At 67.5% G+C, this 14897-nt stretch carries 15 protein-coding genes; 6 read left to right on the top strand and 9 right to left on the bottom strand.

Annotated elements, in window-relative coordinates; all coding sequences use genetic code 11:
* Positions 1 to 75: 75 nt before the first annotated feature.
* The 3 genes from BA022_RS13015 to BA022_RS13005 all read left to right on the top strand — a co-directional run bounded on the left by BA022_RS13015 (position 76) and on the right by BA022_RS13005 (position 2826).
* Positions 76 to 1281: a M20 aminoacylase family protein gene (locus tag BA022_RS13015; RefSeq protein WP_088887756.1), complete on the top strand. Its 1206-nt coding sequence runs from the start codon at positions 76 to 78 to the stop codon at positions 1279 to 1281.
* A 102-nt stretch (positions 1282 to 1383) separates the two neighbouring features.
* Positions 1384 to 2484 (top strand): M14 family metallopeptidase, encoded by a 1101-nt coding sequence (locus BA022_RS13010; RefSeq protein ID WP_088887755.1) that lies wholly within the window; start codon positions 1384 to 1386, stop codon positions 2482 to 2484.
* Positions 2485 to 2568: 84 nt separating this feature from the next.
* Positions 2569 to 2826 (top strand): acyl-CoA-binding protein, encoded by a 258-nt coding sequence (locus tag BA022_RS13005; protein ID WP_088887754.1) that lies wholly within the window; start codon positions 2569 to 2571, stop codon positions 2824 to 2826.
* 84 nt (positions 2827 to 2910) lie between these two features.
* Here BA022_RS13005 and BA022_RS13000 read toward each other — a convergent pair whose 3' ends face one another.
* Positions 2911 to 4056: an aminopeptidase gene (locus tag BA022_RS13000; RefSeq protein WP_088887753.1), complete on the bottom strand. Its 1146-nt coding sequence runs from the start codon at positions 4054 to 4056 to the stop codon at positions 2911 to 2913.
* A 74-nt stretch (positions 4057 to 4130) separates the two neighbouring features.
* Between BA022_RS13000 and BA022_RS12995 the strand changes: the two genes are divergently transcribed.
* Entirely contained in the window at positions 4131 to 4802 is a 672-nt protein-coding gene (locus tag BA022_RS12995) for a DNA-3-methyladenine glycosylase I (protein WP_088887752.1), read from the top strand.
* A gap of 69 nt (positions 4803 to 4871) precedes the next feature.
* Here BA022_RS12995 and BA022_RS12990 read toward each other — a convergent pair whose 3' ends face one another.
* On the bottom strand, positions 4872 to 5426 hold the full coding sequence (locus tag BA022_RS12990) for a hypothetical protein (protein ID WP_228403607.1): 555 nt from the start codon (positions 5424 to 5426) through the stop codon (positions 4872 to 4874).
* A 115-nt stretch (positions 5427 to 5541) separates the two neighbouring features.
* Entirely contained in the window at positions 5542 to 5712 is a 171-nt protein-coding gene (locus tag BA022_RS19330; RefSeq protein WP_012655490.1) for a hypothetical protein, read from the bottom strand.
* Positions 5713 to 6000: 288 nt separating this feature from the next.
* Here BA022_RS19330 and BA022_RS12985 point away from each other — a divergent pair, with 288 nt between their 5' ends.
* Both BA022_RS12985 and BA022_RS12980 read left to right on the top strand, forming a co-directional pair.
* The gene (locus BA022_RS12985) at positions 6001 to 7284 is read left to right on the top strand and encodes a class I SAM-dependent methyltransferase (RefSeq protein ID WP_088888618.1); all 1284 of its coding nucleotides are present in this window, start codon (positions 6001 to 6003) and stop codon (positions 7282 to 7284) included.
* 20 nt (positions 7285 to 7304) lie between these two features.
* On the top strand, positions 7305 to 7628 hold the full coding sequence (locus BA022_RS12980) for a DUF1840 domain-containing protein (RefSeq protein WP_011803921.1): 324 nt from the start codon (positions 7305 to 7307) through the stop codon (positions 7626 to 7628).
* Positions 7629 to 7665: 37 nt separating this feature from the next.
* On the opposite strand, the gene BA022_RS12975 is transcribed toward BA022_RS12980, so the two are convergent.
* The 6 genes from BA022_RS12975 to BA022_RS12950 all read right to left on the bottom strand — a co-directional run bounded on the left by BA022_RS12975 (position 7666) and on the right by BA022_RS12950 (position 14874).
* Positions 7666 to 8703 (bottom strand): Bug family tripartite tricarboxylate transporter substrate binding protein, encoded by a 1038-nt coding sequence (locus tag BA022_RS12975; RefSeq protein WP_012655492.1) that lies wholly within the window; start codon positions 8701 to 8703, stop codon positions 7666 to 7668.
* 165 nt (positions 8704 to 8868) lie between these two features.
* Positions 8869 to 9858, bottom strand: coding sequence for a tripartite tricarboxylate transporter substrate-binding protein (locus tag BA022_RS12970; protein WP_011803923.1), 990 nt, complete (start codon positions 9856 to 9858; stop codon positions 8869 to 8871).
* 191 nt (positions 9859 to 10049) lie between these two features.
* Positions 10050 to 11297 carry a phenylacetate--CoA ligase family protein gene (locus BA022_RS12965; protein ID WP_088887750.1) on the bottom strand — a complete coding sequence of 416 codons (1248 nt, stop codon included), beginning with the start codon at positions 11295 to 11297 and terminating at the stop codon, positions 10050 to 10052.
* 92 nt (positions 11298 to 11389) lie between these two features.
* Positions 11390 to 12199: an ABC transporter ATP-binding protein gene (locus BA022_RS12960; protein WP_012655495.1), complete on the bottom strand. Its 810-nt coding sequence runs from the start codon at positions 12197 to 12199 to the stop codon at positions 11390 to 11392.
* A 196-nt stretch (positions 12200 to 12395) separates the two neighbouring features.
* A complete protein-coding gene (locus BA022_RS12955) occupies positions 12396 to 13721 on the bottom strand; it encodes an ABC transporter substrate-binding protein (RefSeq protein WP_012655496.1) in 1326 nt (441 codons plus the stop codon).
* 76 nt (positions 13722 to 13797) lie between these two features.
* A complete protein-coding gene (locus tag BA022_RS12950; protein WP_012655497.1) occupies positions 13798 to 14874 on the bottom strand; it encodes a branched-chain amino acid ABC transporter permease in 1077 nt (358 codons plus the stop codon).
* Between the last annotated feature and the right edge of the window lie 23 nt (positions 14875 to 14897).

Below are 14897 nucleotides of genomic sequence, written 5' to 3'. Positions count from 1 at the left end.
CTTCGGGCCCGCTTCGGCGCGGATCGGGGAGCACGGCTAGACTGTGGCATTCCCAGGACGACAGGCCCGATCCCCATGAACATCATCGAATCCATCGCCCGCGAAGCGGCCGCCATCGCCGAGGTGCGGCGCGACATCCATGCCCATCCCGAACTGTGCTTTCAGGAGGTACGCACGGCCGACGTGATCGCGGCCAAGCTCACCGAATGGGGCATCCCCATCCACCGCGGCCTGGGCACCACCGGTGTGGTGGGCATCGTGCACGGCCGTGACGGCGGTGCCTGCGGCCGCGCCGTGGGCCTGCGCGCAGACATCGACGCCCTGCCCATGCAGGAGTTCAACACCTTCGCCCATGCGAGCAAGCACCAGGGCCGGATGCACGCCTGCGGCCACGACGGCCACACGGCCATGCTGTTGGCGGCGGCGCAGTATTTCTCCAAGCACCGCGACTTCGACGGCACCGTGTATTTGATCTTCCAGCCGGCGGAAGAGGGCGGCGGCGGCGCACGCGAGATGATCAAGGACGGTCTGTTTGAGCAGTTCCCCATGCAGGCGGTGTTCGGCATGCACAACTGGCCGGGTATGCCGGCCGGCAGCTTTGCCGTGAGCCCCGGCCCGGTGATGGCGTCAAGCAATGAGTTCAAGATCACCATCCGCGGCAAGGGCAGCCACGGCGCCATGCCGCACATGGGCATCGACCCCGTGCCCGTGGCCTGCCAGATGGTGCAGGCGTTCCAGAACATCATCAGCCGCAACAAGAAGCCCATCGAGGCGGGCGTGATCTCGGTGACGATGATCCACGCCGGCGAGGCCACCAACGTAGTGCCCGACAGCTGCGAGCTGCAGGGCACGGTGCGCACCTTCTCCACCGAGCTGCTGGACATGATCGAGCGCCGCATGCGGCAGGTGGCCGAGCACACCTGCGCCGCGTTCGAGGCGCGCTGCGAATTCGAGTTCGTGCGCAATTACCCCCCCACCATCAACTCGCCGGCCGAGGCCGAGTTCGCGCGCCAGGTCATGGTGGGCATCGTGGGTGAAGACAAGGTGCTGGCGCAGGAGCCCACCGGGGGCGCGGAGGATTTCTCCTTCATGCTGCAGGCCAAGCCGGGCGCCTATGTGTTCATCGCCAACGGCGACGGCGACCACCGCGCCATGGGCCACGGCGGCGGTCCCTGCACGCTGCACAACCCCAGCTACGACTTCAACGATGCGCTGATTCCGCTGGGCGGCACCTATTGGGTGGAACTGGCGCGCCAATGGCTGGCACAGCCCACGGCCTGAGAGGTTCCGGGTCCCCGTGAGGCGGCATTCACACGGCTGACATGCCCAGGCTCCACCGTTGCGCGGTGGGGCCTTTTTTACATGTCCAAAGGGGGGGGGTCGATGATCGGTATCCCGCAGGCGTTCGCCGCAAGTTACGCACAGGCGCGGGCCCAATTTGTTGGCGCCGCGGCGGTGGCCGGCCTGACGCTGCAGCCGCAGGTGCATCCGCTGTGCGGCCCCAATGGCGAGACGCTGGCGCTGGACGTGGTGCGGGAGGGGCCGCTTGACGCGCCCCGTCTGCTCATCGTGAGCAGCGGCTGCCACGGCGTGGAGGGCCTGTGCGGCAGCGGCGTGCAGGTGTTCGCGCTGCAGGATGGCGAGTGGCGCGCCAAGGCACGGGCGCAGCGTGTGGCCGTGCTCTACCTGCATGCGCTCAACCCGTACGGCTTCGCCCACCTGCGCCGCGTGACACACGAAAACGTGGACCTGAATCGCAACTTCGTGGACTTCAGCCAGCCGTTGCCGGCCAACCCCGCCTACAGTGCGCTGCACCCCGTTTTGTTGCCGCCCGAATGGCCGCCCAGCGAGGCCAATACGCAGGCCTTGCTGGGTCTGCTGAATGCGCACGGCTTGCAGGCGCTGCAGGCGGCGATCACCCGCGGGCAGTACCAGCACCCCGACGGCCTGTACTTCGGCGGCACGGCGCCCACCTGGAGCAACTGCACGTTGCGCGCCGTGCTGCGTCGCGAGGGAGCGCGCGCCGAACGCATCGCCTGGGTGGACCTGCACACGGGCCTGGGGCCGAGCGGCCATGGCGAGCGCATCCATGCGGGGCGCGACGAGGCGCAGGCCCTGGCGCGTGCGCGCCGCTGGTGGGACGGGGGCGGCGCCACGCCGGTCACGTCCACCGAAGACGGCTCCTCCTCCTCCGCGCCGCTCACGGGGCTGATGTGCCACAGCGCCTATGACGAGTGCCCGCAGGCGGAGGTCACGGCCCTCACGCTGGAGTTCGGCACACAGCCCGCGCCCGCCGTGCTGCAGGCGCTGCGGGCGGACCATTGGCTGCACCGGCATCCCGAGGCATCGCCCGCCCTGGCCGCGCGGGTCCATGCCCAGATGCGCGAGGCCTTCTACACCGACACCGACGCCTGGAAGGGTCAGGTGATCAGCCAGGCGCGGCAGGTGCTGTTCCAGGCCGTGGATGGGCTGTGCATGGCGTGATCCTGGGGAGGCTTTAAAAAAGAACGGTCGTTCGTGTTTTGACTACACTGTGCGGCGATACCAACCCTGAACCGGAGACACTCCATGTCCGATCTGAACGCCACCTTCGAGGCCGCCGTGGCCAATTCCAAGAACCTCAGCGAGCGCCCCGACAACCCGACGCTGCTGAAGATCTATGCGTTGTACAAGCAGGCCACCGCCGGCGACAACGCCGAGAAGAAGCCGAGCTTCTCTGACATCGTGGGGCGCGCCAAGTGGGACGCTTGGGAAAAGCTCAAGGGCACGTCCAGCGACGAGGCCAAGCAGCAGTACATCGACTTGATCGAATCCCTGCGCGGCTGAGCGCTGTGGGCCCGCCAGCGTGCGGGCCAACCGTCCCCCAGGCCGCGAAGCCGCAGCAGGCACGCGGGGGCGGGAAACGCGACGTCAGCCTCCGCCGTGGGCCACCCGGGGCGGCTGTGGCGCCAGCGCCTGCAGCGCGGCTGTGCGCTCGGCCTGCGGCGCCTGGGCCAGCGCCCGCACGGCTGCATGAAAGCGCGGCCAGTCGCGCCCCTCGCGCTCGAACAGCGCCATGAACGCGGGCACCCCTTCGTCATAAGCCGCCTGCGCGGCGAAGCTGGCGTTGTTGGCATCGCGCACCCAACGGTCCAGCGCCGCCAGCTGTGCCTCGGGGACGTGTGCGGCCAGCCAGCGCGCGCGCAGCGTGGCATAGGCCGCGCGGAAGTCCTGCATTGCTTCTTTTTTCATAGCTGATAGCGCTTGATGGTCGGGCGCTACAGCCCCATTTGATGCATAAATCTCGGCCAGCCGCTGGCGCGTTGCCTGGGTCAGCGCGCGCCATTGCGCGCGGCGCTCCTCGCTGGCTGCGAACTGGGCGCGGGTGGCCGGAGTGGCGTGCTGCTGCAGCCAGCGCTGCACGCCCAGCCGCTCCACTGCTGTGGCGTAGGATTCGTTGAACGCGGTATCGCCCTCGGCATACGCCACCTGGTGCGCCAATTCGTGCAGCAGCAGCCGCACGAAGTCGCCCTCGGGCCAGCCGATGAAGGTGGACAGCAGCGGGTCGCCCCCCATCCAGTTGCTGTAGCCCAGCGTGGAATACGCGGGTACGCCGTACACGCTGACCTCCAGTCCCGTGGCCGCCAGGCGCGCGGCCTCGGCCCGTGCGCCGGGCTCGTCGAAGTAGCCGCGGTAGCCGATGCAGCCGGTGATCGGAAAGCACCAGCGGTGCAGCGTGAGCGAATAAGGGCCCGCCGCCACCACGTTCCACACGGCAGCCGTGCGGTCCAGGCGCGCATAGCGGCGGTAGCTGGCATTGTCGGGCAGGGCCAGCTCGTCCACCGCGAACGCCCGGGCGCGCTGGGCCAGCTGCAGCCGCTCGCGCAGCGGCGCGGAGGTGTCGGGGTGGGTGATCCACTCCTGCACCGGGCGCGCGGCGTTCATGATCTCCAGGTGCCCGCGCAGGGACTGCCAGTAGTAGCCCAACGTGCCGCCCGACTGGGCGCAGCCGCCCAGCAGCAGCGCGGCTGCCAGCAGCGGCCACGGGCGCCGGGGCGATGGGGTGGATGTGCTCATGGTGGCGGAGGCGGGTGCGGCCAAGCATAGCAAGACGTTCTTGCGCCATGCGACCCAACCCCCACAATGCCCCCATGCTCGAAACCACCGAACCCTCCTCCCCAGACGAAGCCAGCGGCCTGTTCATCGACGAGGGCGGCCATGCGCGCTGCTTCTGGTGCCGCGCCAGCCCGCTGTACCGGCACTACCACGACCACGAATGGGGCTTCCCGGTGACGGACGAGCGCCGCCTGTTCGAGAAGCTCTGCCTGGAGGGGTTCCAGGCCGGCTTGTCGTGGATCACCATCCTGAACAAGCGCGAGGCGTTCCGCGCGGCGCTGGCGCAGTTCGAGGCCGAGCCGCTGGCGGACTTCGGCGCCGCCGAGGTGGACCAGCTGATGGGCAACGCCGGTATCGTGCGCCACCGCGGCAAGATCGAGTCGGCCATCAACAATGCGCGCCGCGTGCTGGAGCTGCGCCGCGAGTTCGGGTCGCTGGCGCACTATGTGTGGCGCTATGCGCCCCTGGCCGCGCAGCAGCGGCCCGAGCGCATGACGCTGCCTGCGGTGCGTGCGATGACCACCTCGGCGGCGTCGGTGGCGCTGTCCAAGGATTTGAAGAAGCGTGGGTTCAGCTTCGTGGGTCCGACCACCATGTATGCCTTCATGCAGGCCATGGGGCTGGTCAACGACCACCTGGAGGGCTGCGGCGCACGCGCTGCGGCAGAGGCCGCGCGCGCCGCGTTCACACCCCCCGCTGCGGGCTGATGCGCGCCCCAAAGCCGGCTTAAGGCCTGCTCACGCTATTCGCACTGGCAAAAATAGTGTGAACAGGCCCTAAACCACCGCGTCGGACCGGACCACGATGTAGTCAAACCCCAGATGGTGCAGGCACTCGCGCAGGATGAGCAGCGTGGCCGCGAAGGCGTTGTCCTGCGCAAGGGTGTCCTGCGTGGTGGGGCGCCCCAGGCTGAGGGCGGCCAGGCGGTTGAAGGTGTGCTCCACCGCTTCCAGCGGCAGGCGCAACTCCGGCTGCGCCGGCAGGCCCGCAGCCAGCGCGATCTGGCGTATGCCGCCGTCGGCTGTGTAGAGCGTGGAGCCGGGCGCCAGCAGGTCGCGCACCGGCATCACCGCATCTTCCACCAGCATGATCGCGTGCTCCATCTCGGCCTCCGTGGGCGGCTGGTGGGCAAAGCAGGTGGTGGCCGTCACGCGCGCGCCGATGTCCAGCGTGCGCAGCAGCGCGGGCGCGTCTGCGGCGCCGCTCAGCAGCCGCGTGTGCGCGCCACCGATGTGCAGCGTGGTGAGGGCGTCGGCCATGCCCTCGGCGCGCAGGGCCTGGTACAGCGCGGCGGCATCTTCGGGAGACAGTGGCGCGGGCGTCTGAAGCATGGGGCCTTCCGGTAGCGGGAATGCGGCGATTGTGCGGCACGGGCGGCGTGCAGTGCCGCCCATGAAAAAGCCCTCCGAAGAGGGCTTGCAGGCTAAGCCGGGCAAAAAGGGGCGATCAGCCGCCCTTGTTGCTGCGCTTGCCAGGGTTTTTCTTGCTGCGCGTGGCCACGCCGCGCTCCAGGCTCACGCGCTGGCCGCGGCCGTGGGTGGTCACTGCCATGCCGGGCATGGGGGTGGGACGGGGAGTGCGCTTGCGGTCGGCTTCGGTGACGATTTTGTTGCCCATGATGGCTCCTGAAATGAAAACGGTGAAAACTCCCTATTAGGCCATAGCCGCGATCGCCCTTCCAAGGCCGAGGGGTGTGCCAGGCGCGACACCAATATGCTATTAATAAATGAGCTGTTGGCGCATGTATGGCGGGACATTCACCGCAATTTTGCCGCAGCATTGCCAGTGGCGGTGCGCGCGGCACCTGTCAGACAGCACCTTGCCGGCATGTCGGCCAGCGCCCATTGACGGGTCTGCCCGCGCCCTTCAAGAATGGCAGTTGTCATGGAGACCGAGGGACATGCCATGAAGCATCTGCTCCACTCCCTGGAGGCCAGCCTGGCGCTTTCCCCTGTAGGGGTGGCTGTCGAACTGCCCGACGGCGCGCGCCTGGGTGACGCCAATGCCGACCTGCGGTTGCGTTTTCGCGACCGCATGGCCGTGGTGGCCCTGGCCATGGGTGAGATCGGCAACGTGGGCGCGGCCATCGTGGAAGGCCGCGTGGCGTTGGAAGGCAGCATGCGCCAGTTGATGACGGCGGCCGCGGCGCTGCTCAAGCTGAACCCCACGCACGAGGGACCGGCGACTGGGTGGCAGCGCGTGTTGCTGCGTGCGCGTTCGATGGCGGCGCACACCCTGTCCCATGACGCACGCAATATCCAGTTCCACTACGACCTGTCCGACGACTTCTACGCCCTGTGGCTGGACCCGCGGCGCGTCTATTCCTGCGCCTATTACCGCACGCCTGACATGAGCTTGGCCCAGGCACAGGAGGCCAAGCTGGACCACATCTGCCGCAAGCTGCTGCTGCGTCCCGGCGACCGCTTCCTGGACATTGGCGCCGGCTGGGGCGGGCTGCTGCTGTGGGCCGCGCAGGAGTATGGCGTGCACGCTACGGGCATCACGCTGTCGCGCAACCAGCATGCGCATGTGCAGCGGCTCATCGAGGAGCGCGGCCTGCAGGGTCGGGTGCGCATGCAGTTGCTGGATTACCGTGAACTGCAGGTGGAGCAGCCGTTCGACAAGATTGCCTCGGTCGGCATGTTCGAACATGTGGGCCGTTCGCAGATGGAGCGGTACTTCGCCACCGTGCACCGTCTGCTGCGCCCGGGCGGCCTGCTGCTCAACCACGGCATCACGTCGGGCGGGCTGGACAACCCCCGGCTGGGCGCCGGCTTGGGCGATTTCATCGAGCGCTACATCTTCCCCGGCGGCGAACTTCTGCATGTGAGCACGGTGCTGCACGACATGGCCCGGGCCGGGCTGGAGATGGTGGACACCGAGAACCTGCGTCCGCACTACGCCCGCACGCTGTGGGCCTGGTCGGATGCTCTGGAGGCCCGTCAGGACCAGGCGCGCAGCGTGCTGGTCGCGCAGCACGGCAAGGAACGCGGCGAGAAGGCCCTGCGCGCCTACCGGCTGTACCTGGCGGGCTGCGCCCTGGCCTTCGAGCGCGGCTGGACCGCGCTGCACCAGATGCTGGCCGTGCGGCCCACGGGCCACGTGGAAGATGGCGTGCTCAAGGGTGCGCAGTCCGACTATCCTTTCAGCCGCGCCTACATGTACGAAGGCCCTGCGGCCACCCACTGATCCTTTGTCCTGGAACTTCGATGCTTTTCAAATTCAAATCCCGCGCCACCGCCGACGTCATCATGCTGGAGCCCAATGGCAAACAGCTGCTGGAGATCATCGGCAAGTCGCCGAATGAGCCGCACGGCATCATCACCGCCGCGCAGATTCCTGCCGCCATCCGCGCGCTGGAAGAGGCGGTAGCGGTTGAAGAGGCCGCTGCAGCGGCCACCGCCCCGGACGAGGACGATCAGACCGAGGAAGAGGCCCCTCGCGGCGACGGCGTGCGCCTGCGCCAGCGCGCGGCGCCTTTCATCGACATGCTGCGCCGCAGCGCCGCCGAGGATTGCGACGTGGTCTGGTGACGCGCAGCGCGCCCCGGCGGGCGCGCGCATCCGCTCTTCAATCCACCTTCGCGCCGGACGCCTTCACCACCTGCGCCCACTTGCGGTGCTCGCGGTCGATCAGGCTGGCGAATTCGGCGCTCGTATTGCCGCCGGGAATCGCTCCCTGGGACAGCAGCCGCTCCTTGACGGCAGGGGTGGCCAGCGCCTTGGCCACTTCCTGCTGGACGCGCTGGACGATGTCGGCCGGCGTGCCCGCGGGCGCCAGCAGTCCGAACCATGAACTTGCTTCGAAGCCCTTGAGCGCGGGGCCGCCGGCCTCTTCCACCGTGGGGACGTCGGGCAGGGCGGTGGAGCGTTTCGCGCTGGTGACCGCCAGCGCCTTGAGCTTGCCGCCCTTGATATGGGCCATGGAGGAGGGCAGGTTGTCGAACATCACGTCCATGTTGCCGCCCACCATGTCCAGCAGCGCGGGCGCAGATCCGCGGTAGGGCATGTGCAGCATGTAGGTGCCGGTCATGCTCTTGAACAGCTCGCCGGCCAGGTGGATCGAGGTGCCGTTGCCGCTGGACGCCATGTTGAGCTTGCCCGGGTTGGCTTGGGCATAGCGGATGAAGTCCTGCACGGTGTTGATGCCCAGGCTGCGCGCCTTCTCGGTGTTCATGACCATCACGTTGGGCACCGACGCGACAAGCGTGACGGGCGCGAAGTCCTTGATCGGGTCGTAGGGCAGCTGCTTGTACAGCGCGCGGTTGATGCCATGCGTGCCGACGGTGCCCATCAGCAGCGTGTAGCCGTCAGGGGCGGACCTGGCCACCAGTTCGGCACCGATGTTGCCTCCCGCGCCGCCGCGGTTGTCCACGATGAACTGCTGGCCAAAGGCCTTGCCCAGCTCGGGCGCAATGGCGCGCGCCAGGATGTCGGTGGTCCCCCCGGCGGCGAACGGCACCACGATGCGGACCGGCTTGGCCGGCCATGGGCTGGCTTGGGCATACGCGGCGCCCGTGGCGCCCAGGCCCAATGCAAGAAGCGCCCCGATGGCGTGCAGGGCCTGGCGGCGCGGTGGGGTGCGGCGTGGGGTGGATGTGTGCGGCATGCGGTCTTTCCAAAAAGCGTGAAAGAAGGCTTCGGTTGTAGGCGCCGCAGCCGCGCAGGGGCAGCAGGATTACCCGCAGTTCCCATGAAAAAACGCCCGGTGCGCGGGCACCGGGCGTTGGCAGGAAAGGCGGGCGGACGTACGCGCCCGCCGCGCTGGCGCAGATCAGTCGGCGTAAGTGCCGGCTGCCTTGATCACCATGCCCCACTTTTCGATTTCAGACTGCACGAACTTCTTGTGTTCGGCCGGCAGCACGCGCTTGTCGGCCACCACCACGGCGCCCAGGCCTTCCTGCTTCTTGATGAAGTCAGGATCCTTCACGGCCACTTGCAGCGCTTCGTTGATGCGCGTCAGCACGGCGGCGGGCGTGCCCTTGGGGGCATACAGGCCATGCCAGACGGAGACGTTGAAGTCTTTCAGGCCGCTTTCCTGCAGCGTCGGCAAGTCCTTGAGCGACGGCATCGTCAGGCGCTGGTTGGTGGTCACGGCAAAGGCCTTGACCTTCTTGCCCTCGATCTGCGTCGTGGTGTTGGTGGTCTGGTCGCACATCAGGTCGATCTGGCCGCCAATCAGGTCGGTGATGGCGGGCGCCGCGCCCTTGTAGGCCACAGGCGTCATGTGCGACTGCAGCGCGTGCTGGAACATCAGGCCGCACAGATGGCCGGCCGAGCCCAGGCCGGAGTGGCCCAGGTTCACCTTTTCCTTGTTCTGCGCAATCCAGGTGGCCAATTCCTTGTAGTTCTTGGCCTCCAGCGTCGGGCGCGAGATGATGGTCATGGGCACGTCGTTGACGATGCCCAGGAACTCGAAGTCGTTCAACACGTTGAACGACAGCTTGCGGTACAGCGTGGGGATGGTGGCCATGCCGATGTGGTTCAGCAGCAGGGTGTAGCCGTCCGGCTGTGCACGGGCCACCTTGGCTGCGCCAATGGTGCTGCCTGCACCGGCGGCGTTTTCGACGACGACCGTGGCACCGCCCAGGGGCTTGCGCAGGGCCTCTGCCAGGTCACGGGCCACGCGGTCGGTGGGGCCGCCGGCCGAGAAGGGCACGACGATGGTGATGTTCTTGTCCTTGACCGGATAGGCCTGGGCGGATGCGCCGAATGCAGCCAGGATGGCGGCCGCTCCCACGGCGATCTTGAATGTCGTTCTCATGATGCTCCTTGGAAAAGAGGCGCAATCATAGAGAGAAACGGCGTGCCGGACATCAAGGAAACCCCCGAGGCCGCACCGCCTGACAAATGGGCGACGTTTGACCCCAGGGGGTTGACGCGGCTGCGGGCGGCTTGTGTGCCGCGCACGACGCCGTGGCGACGGACGGCGCCGGCCGGCCGCCCCGCGGGGCATCAGCGGTAGCTGCGCGCGTCTTCGATGACCTTGCCGTCGTTGGGCAGGCTGCCGGGGGGCACCATCTGCACGTCGCCGCGCAGCTTGGTCACTTCGCGCAGCGCTTCCGCCAGTTGCTGGGCCATGCCTGCGGCGGTTTCCGTGGTCTCCACCTGCAGCACCATCTGGTCGTTGGCCATCTCGCCGCTGACCACCAGCCGCGCGCGCTGCACCTGAGGGAAGCGCTTGACCACGCTGGCAATCTGGCCGGGGTGCACGAACATGCCGCGCACTTTGGTGGTCTGGTCCGCGCGGCCCATCCAGCCCTTGATGCGGGTGTTGGTGCGGCCCGTGGGGCACTGGCCCGGCAGTACGGCCGACAGGTCGCCGGTGCCGAAGCGGATCAGCGGGTAGTCGGGGTTCAGCGTGGTGATGACCAGCTCGCCCACTTCGCCCTCGGGCACCGGGTCGCCGGTGCCCGGGCGCACGATCTCGACGATCACGCCCTCGTCCAGCACCAGGCCTTCGCGCGCGCTGGTCTCGTAGGCGATCAGGCCCAGGTCTGCCGTGGCGTAGCACTGGTAGCCCGTCACGCCGCGCGCGGCCAGCCAGTCGCGCAGCGAGGGCGGGAAGGCCTCGCCCGAGACCAGCGCCTTGGTCACGCTGGGCAGCGCCACGCCGTGTTCGTGGGCCTTGTCGAGGATGATCTTCAGGAAGCTGGGCGTGCCGATGTAGCCGGCCGGGCGCAGTTCGGCCATGGCCTGCACCTGCTGCTCGGTCTGCCCCGTGCCGCCCGGAAAGACCGTGCAGCCCAGCGCGTGGGCACCGGTCTCCATCATCGATCCGGCAGGCACGAAGTGGTAGCTGAAGCTGTTGTGGATCAGCTCGCCGGGGCGAAACCCCGCGGCATACATGGCGCGTGCCATGCGCCAGTAGTCCGGCCGTGCGCCCTCGGGCTCATAGATGGTGCCGGGGCTGGCGAACACGCGGGGCATGTGGCGCCCGAATGCAAGGGCGCTGAAGCCGCCGAACGCATTCTGGCCGCGCTGCGCCTGCTGGCGCTCCAGCAGTTCGTACTTGCGCGTGACGGGCAGGCGGGCCAGCGCGGCGCGGTCGGTGATGGTGGTGGCGTCCACGCCCTCCAGGATGCCGGCGAAGGCGGGGCTGGCCTGCTGGGCGTGGGCGATCTGCCGGGGCAGGGCCGCCATGAGGGCGGCTTCGCGCTCGGCGGGGGCGCGGGTTTCCAGGGCGTCGTAGAACATGCTCATGCCTGGGTCTCCTGTCGTTGGGAGGGGTTTAGGGCAAAATCGGCCTCTAGCGCTTGCCTGTAAAGCGCTGGAAGCTATTAATTTGAGAGTAATTAGGCCAGCCAGCGCTTGCGGCGCTTGTAGCTCTTGACGTCCTTGAAGCTCTTGCGCTCGCCACCGCCGACGCCCAGGTAGAACTCCTTCACGTCTTCGTTGCTGGCCAGGTCCTGCGCGGCGCCGTCCATGACGATGCGGCCGCTTTCCATGATGTAGCCGTAGTCCGCGTACTTCAGCGCCATGTTGGTGTTCTGCTCGGCCAGCAGGAAGGTCGTGCCTTCCTTGGCGTTGAGATCCTTCACGATGTTGAACACCTCTTCCACGATTTGCGGCGCCAGGCCCATCGAGGGCTCGTCCAGCAGCACGATGTTGGGGTTGCTCATGATGGCCCGGCCGATCGCGCACATCTGCTGCTCGCCGCCCGAGGTGTAGGCCGCCTGGCTGGTGCGGCGCGTCTTCAGGCGCGGGAAGTAGTTGTAGACCTTCTCCAGGTTGGCGGCGATCTCGCCCTTGTCGGTGCGCGTGTAGCTGCCGGTGAGCAGGTTCTCCTCGATGGTCAGGTGGGCGAAGCAGTGGCGCCCCTCCATGACCTGCACCACGCCGCGCTTGACCAGGTCGGCGGGCGAGAGGTTCTGGATCTGCTCGCCGCGCAGCTCGATGCTGCCCTTGGTGACCTCGCCGCGCTCGCCCTTGAGCAGGTTGGAGATCGCGCGCAGCGTGGTCGTTTTGCCCGCGCCGTTGCCGCCCAGCAGGGCGACGATGCCCTTCTCGGGCAGTTGCAGCGACACGCCCTTGAGCACCAGGATCACATGGTTGTAGATGACCTCGATGCCATTGACGCTGAGAACGATGTTTCTGGACTCCATAGCCTTGCCCTTGTAGTGGTGCCAATCGGCAGGGCTGTCGCCACAGCCCTCTCGATTGGCGGCTGCCCTGCGCAGCCGCTTGAACCTGGCGCAACCCGCGCCAGCGGGCGCCGTGGAACGGGTCTTGCCCGACCACCGGCGCCATCCCCCTTCCCGAGCAGAAGGGCGATGGCGCGCAGCGCCTCAGGGGACGTCCTTAGGACTGGCAGTCGCCCGCTTCGCGGCGGGACATCTTCTTGTCGGCGAGGTACTTGTCCGCGCCGGCCTTGACCATAGGCTTGATGACCTGCTCATCGGCCTGGTACCAGTCGGACGAGAACTTCCACTGCTTGCCATCCCAGGTGTGCACGCGGGCCCAGGTAGAACCCATGTGGTCCGCGCAGCTGGTGGACAGCGGGCGCATCAGGTCGGTAAAGCCCAGCGCGTCCAGTTTTTTCTGGTCCAGCGCCAGGTTTTCCATGCCCCAACGCACCTGCTCGCCGGTCATGACCTTGCCCTTGCCGAAGCGCTCCTGCGCGCGGCGCACGGCCTCCACGCCCAGCATCTGGATGATCACGCCGCGCGTGTACAGCACCGAGCCCACTTCGTCCTTGGGGCCCGTGCCCTGGTTGGCGCCGTGCACGTGCTTGAGGATGTCCTGCATGACCTTGGACTGCGTGCCATGGCCGTTGAGCGCCAGTGCGTGGTAGCCCTTGGCGCCATCGCCTACGTCGCGCACGTCCGGCTCGGCACCGGCCCACCACACGCCGTACATCTTGTCGCGCGGGTAGCCCGTGGCCTGGGCTTCCTTCAGGGCGGTGGAGTTCATCACCCCCCAGCCCCACAGCAGCACGTAGTCGGGGCGGCTCTGGCGCACCTGCAGCCAGGTGGCCTTCTGCTCCACACCGGGCGCGGTCACGGGCAGCATCTGCAGCTCGAAGCCGTGCATCTTGGAGCGCTCCTGCAGCAGCGGGATCGGCTCCTTGCCGAAGGGGCTGTCGTGGTAGACCAGTGCGATCTTCTTGCCCTTGAGCTTGTCCAGGCCGCCGGCGTTCTTGCCGATGTGCTGGATCAGGATGTCGGCGCCGGTCCAGTAGCTGCCCATGTAGGGGAAGTTCCACTTGAAGGCCATGCCGTCTTGCGCGACCGACAGGCCATAGCCCAGCGTCATCAGCGGGATCTTGTCCACGGGCGCCTTCTCGGTCAGCGCGAAGGTGATGCCGGTGGCCTGCGGGTCGAACAGCGTCACGCCGGGGCGGCTCTTCAGACGCTCGTAGCACTCCACGCCGCGGTCAGTGGCGTAGCCGGTCTCGCACTCTTCCCAGGTCAGCTTCACGCCGTTCACGCCGCCGTCGCGCGCGTTGATCATCTTGATGTAGTCCTGCTTGCCGTTGGCCCATGGCACGCCGTTCGGGGCGTAGGGGCCCGTGCGGTACGACAGCAGGGGGAAGAACTGTTCCTTGGCCTGGGCGGCGGCGCCGCCTGCAAAGCCGGCCAGGGTGCAGGCCACCGTGGCGGCCGCAGCGAGTCGGGTGAATTTCATGGTCTTGTCTCCTTGTGGTTGGATGGAACGTCGCCTGAATTGCGCCGGTCGGCGCGGAACACACCTTGCAATGGCATCAATGGGGGAAGGGCCACACGCGCATCTTCTGCTTGCCGATGGACCACAGCTTGGCCAGGCCGTGGGGCTCCACGATGAGGAACCACACGATCAGCGCGCCGAAGATCATCAGTTCCGCATGCGACACGGCGGCGGTGGAGATGTCCACGCCGAACAGGCCGGCCACCGCGGGCAGGAACTGGTTCAGGAAGATGGGCAGCACCACGATGAAGGCCGCGCCGAAGAACGCGCCCATGATGGATCCCATGCCGCCGATGATGACCATGAACAGCAGGCGGAACGACACCTCGACCGAGAACGCTGCCGGCTCCCACGAACCCAGGTGCACGAAGGCCCACAGCGCGCCCGCCATGCCGACGATGAAGGAGCTGACGGCGAAGGCGCTGAGCTTGGCGTACATAGGGCGGATGCCGATCACCGCGGCGGCCACGTCCATGTCGCGGATGGCCATCCATTCGCGGCCGATGGCGCCGCGCACCAGGTTCTTGGCCAGCAGGGCCACGACCACCAGGAGCGTCAGGCAGAACAGGTACTTGGCCATGGCGCTGTCCAGCGGCATGCCGAAGACCTGCAGGTTGCTGACCGAGACCGAGCCGGAGTCGGAATTGTTGGTGAACCACTTGATGCGCAGGAACATCCAGTCGCTGAAGAACTGCGCCGCCAGCGTGGCCACGGCCAGGTACAGCCCTTTCACGCGCAGGCTGGGTAGCCCGAACAGGATGCCGAAGAACGTGGCGCACAGCCCGCCCAGGATGAGGGCCGGGACCAGCGGCATCCCCGGGAAGCGCACGAAGAAGTTGAAGGCCCCGTAGGCACCCACCGCCATGAAGGCGCCCGAGCCCAGCGAGATCTGCCCGCAGTAGCCCACGAGGATGTTCACGCCCAGCGCGGCCATGGACATGATGACCAGCGGGATCAGGATGGCGCGGTAGAAGTAGTCCGACGCCATCGCGGGCACCGCCACGAAGGCCACGGCCAACAGCAGCAGGATGGCGATGCGGTCCTGGGTGATGGGAAAGATCTGCTGGTCGGCCTTGTAGGTGGTCTTGAACTGGCCGTTTTCGCGGTAGAACATTATTTACTCCAAATCTTTCAACC

The organism is Diaphorobacter nitroreducens (assembly GCF_002214645.1).
GTDB lineage: Bacteria > Pseudomonadota > Gammaproteobacteria > Burkholderiales > Burkholderiaceae_C > Diaphorobacter > Diaphorobacter nitroreducens.
Note: the sequence above shows the minus strand (reverse complement) of the source record. Positions and strands in the feature narration are given on the sequence as shown.

What these genes read in the sequence shown, in the direction of transcription:
- BA022_RS13010 (WP_088887755.1), top strand. Translation starts at nt 1,384, where the DNA reads ATGATCGGTATCCCGCAGGCGTTCGCCGCAAGTTACGCACAGGCGCGG.
- BA022_RS13015 (WP_088887756.1), top strand. Translation starts at nt 76, where the DNA reads ATGAACATCATCGAATCCATCGCCCGCGAAGCGGCCGCCATCGCCGAG.
- BA022_RS12950 (WP_012655497.1), bottom strand. Translation starts at nt 14,874, where the DNA reads ATGTTCTACCGCGAAAACGGCCAGTTCAAGACCACCTACAAGGCCGAC.
- BA022_RS12985 (WP_088888618.1), top strand. Translation starts at nt 6,001, where the DNA reads ATGAAGCATCTGCTCCACTCCCTGGAGGCCAGCCTGGCGCTTTCCCCT.
- BA022_RS13005 (WP_088887754.1), top strand. Translation starts at nt 2,569, where the DNA reads ATGTCCGATCTGAACGCCACCTTCGAGGCCGCCGTGGCCAATTCCAAG.
- BA022_RS19330 (WP_012655490.1), bottom strand. Translation starts at nt 5,712, where the DNA reads ATGGGCAACAAAATCGTCACCGAAGCCGACCGCAAGCGCACTCCCCGT.
- BA022_RS13000 (WP_088887753.1), bottom strand. Translation starts at nt 4,056, where the DNA reads ATGAGCACATCCACCCCATCGCCCCGGCGCCCGTGGCCGCTGCTGGCA.
- BA022_RS12990 (WP_228403607.1), bottom strand. Translation starts at nt 5,426, where the DNA reads ATGCTTCAGACGCCCGCGCCACTGTCTCCCGAAGATGCCGCCGCGCTG.
- BA022_RS12995 (WP_088887752.1), top strand. Translation starts at nt 4,131, where the DNA reads ATGCTCGAAACCACCGAACCCTCCTCCCCAGACGAAGCCAGCGGCCTG.
- BA022_RS12965 (WP_088887750.1), bottom strand. Translation starts at nt 11,297, where the DNA reads ATGAGCATGTTCTACGACGCCCTGGAAACCCGCGCCCCCGCCGAGCGC.
- BA022_RS12970 (WP_011803923.1), bottom strand. Translation starts at nt 9,858, where the DNA reads ATGAGAACGACATTCAAGATCGCCGTGGGAGCGGCCGCCATCCTGGCT.
- BA022_RS12975 (WP_012655492.1), bottom strand. Translation starts at nt 8,703, where the DNA reads ATGCCGCACACATCCACCCCACGCCGCACCCCACCGCGCCGCCAGGCC.
- BA022_RS12955 (WP_012655496.1), bottom strand. Translation starts at nt 13,721, where the DNA reads ATGAAATTCACCCGACTCGCTGCGGCCGCCACGGTGGCCTGCACCCTG.
- BA022_RS12960 (WP_012655495.1), bottom strand. Translation starts at nt 12,199, where the DNA reads ATGGAGTCCAGAAACATCGTTCTCAGCGTCAATGGCATCGAGGTCATC.
- BA022_RS12980 (WP_011803921.1), top strand. Translation starts at nt 7,305, where the DNA reads ATGCTTTTCAAATTCAAATCCCGCGCCACCGCCGACGTCATCATGCTG.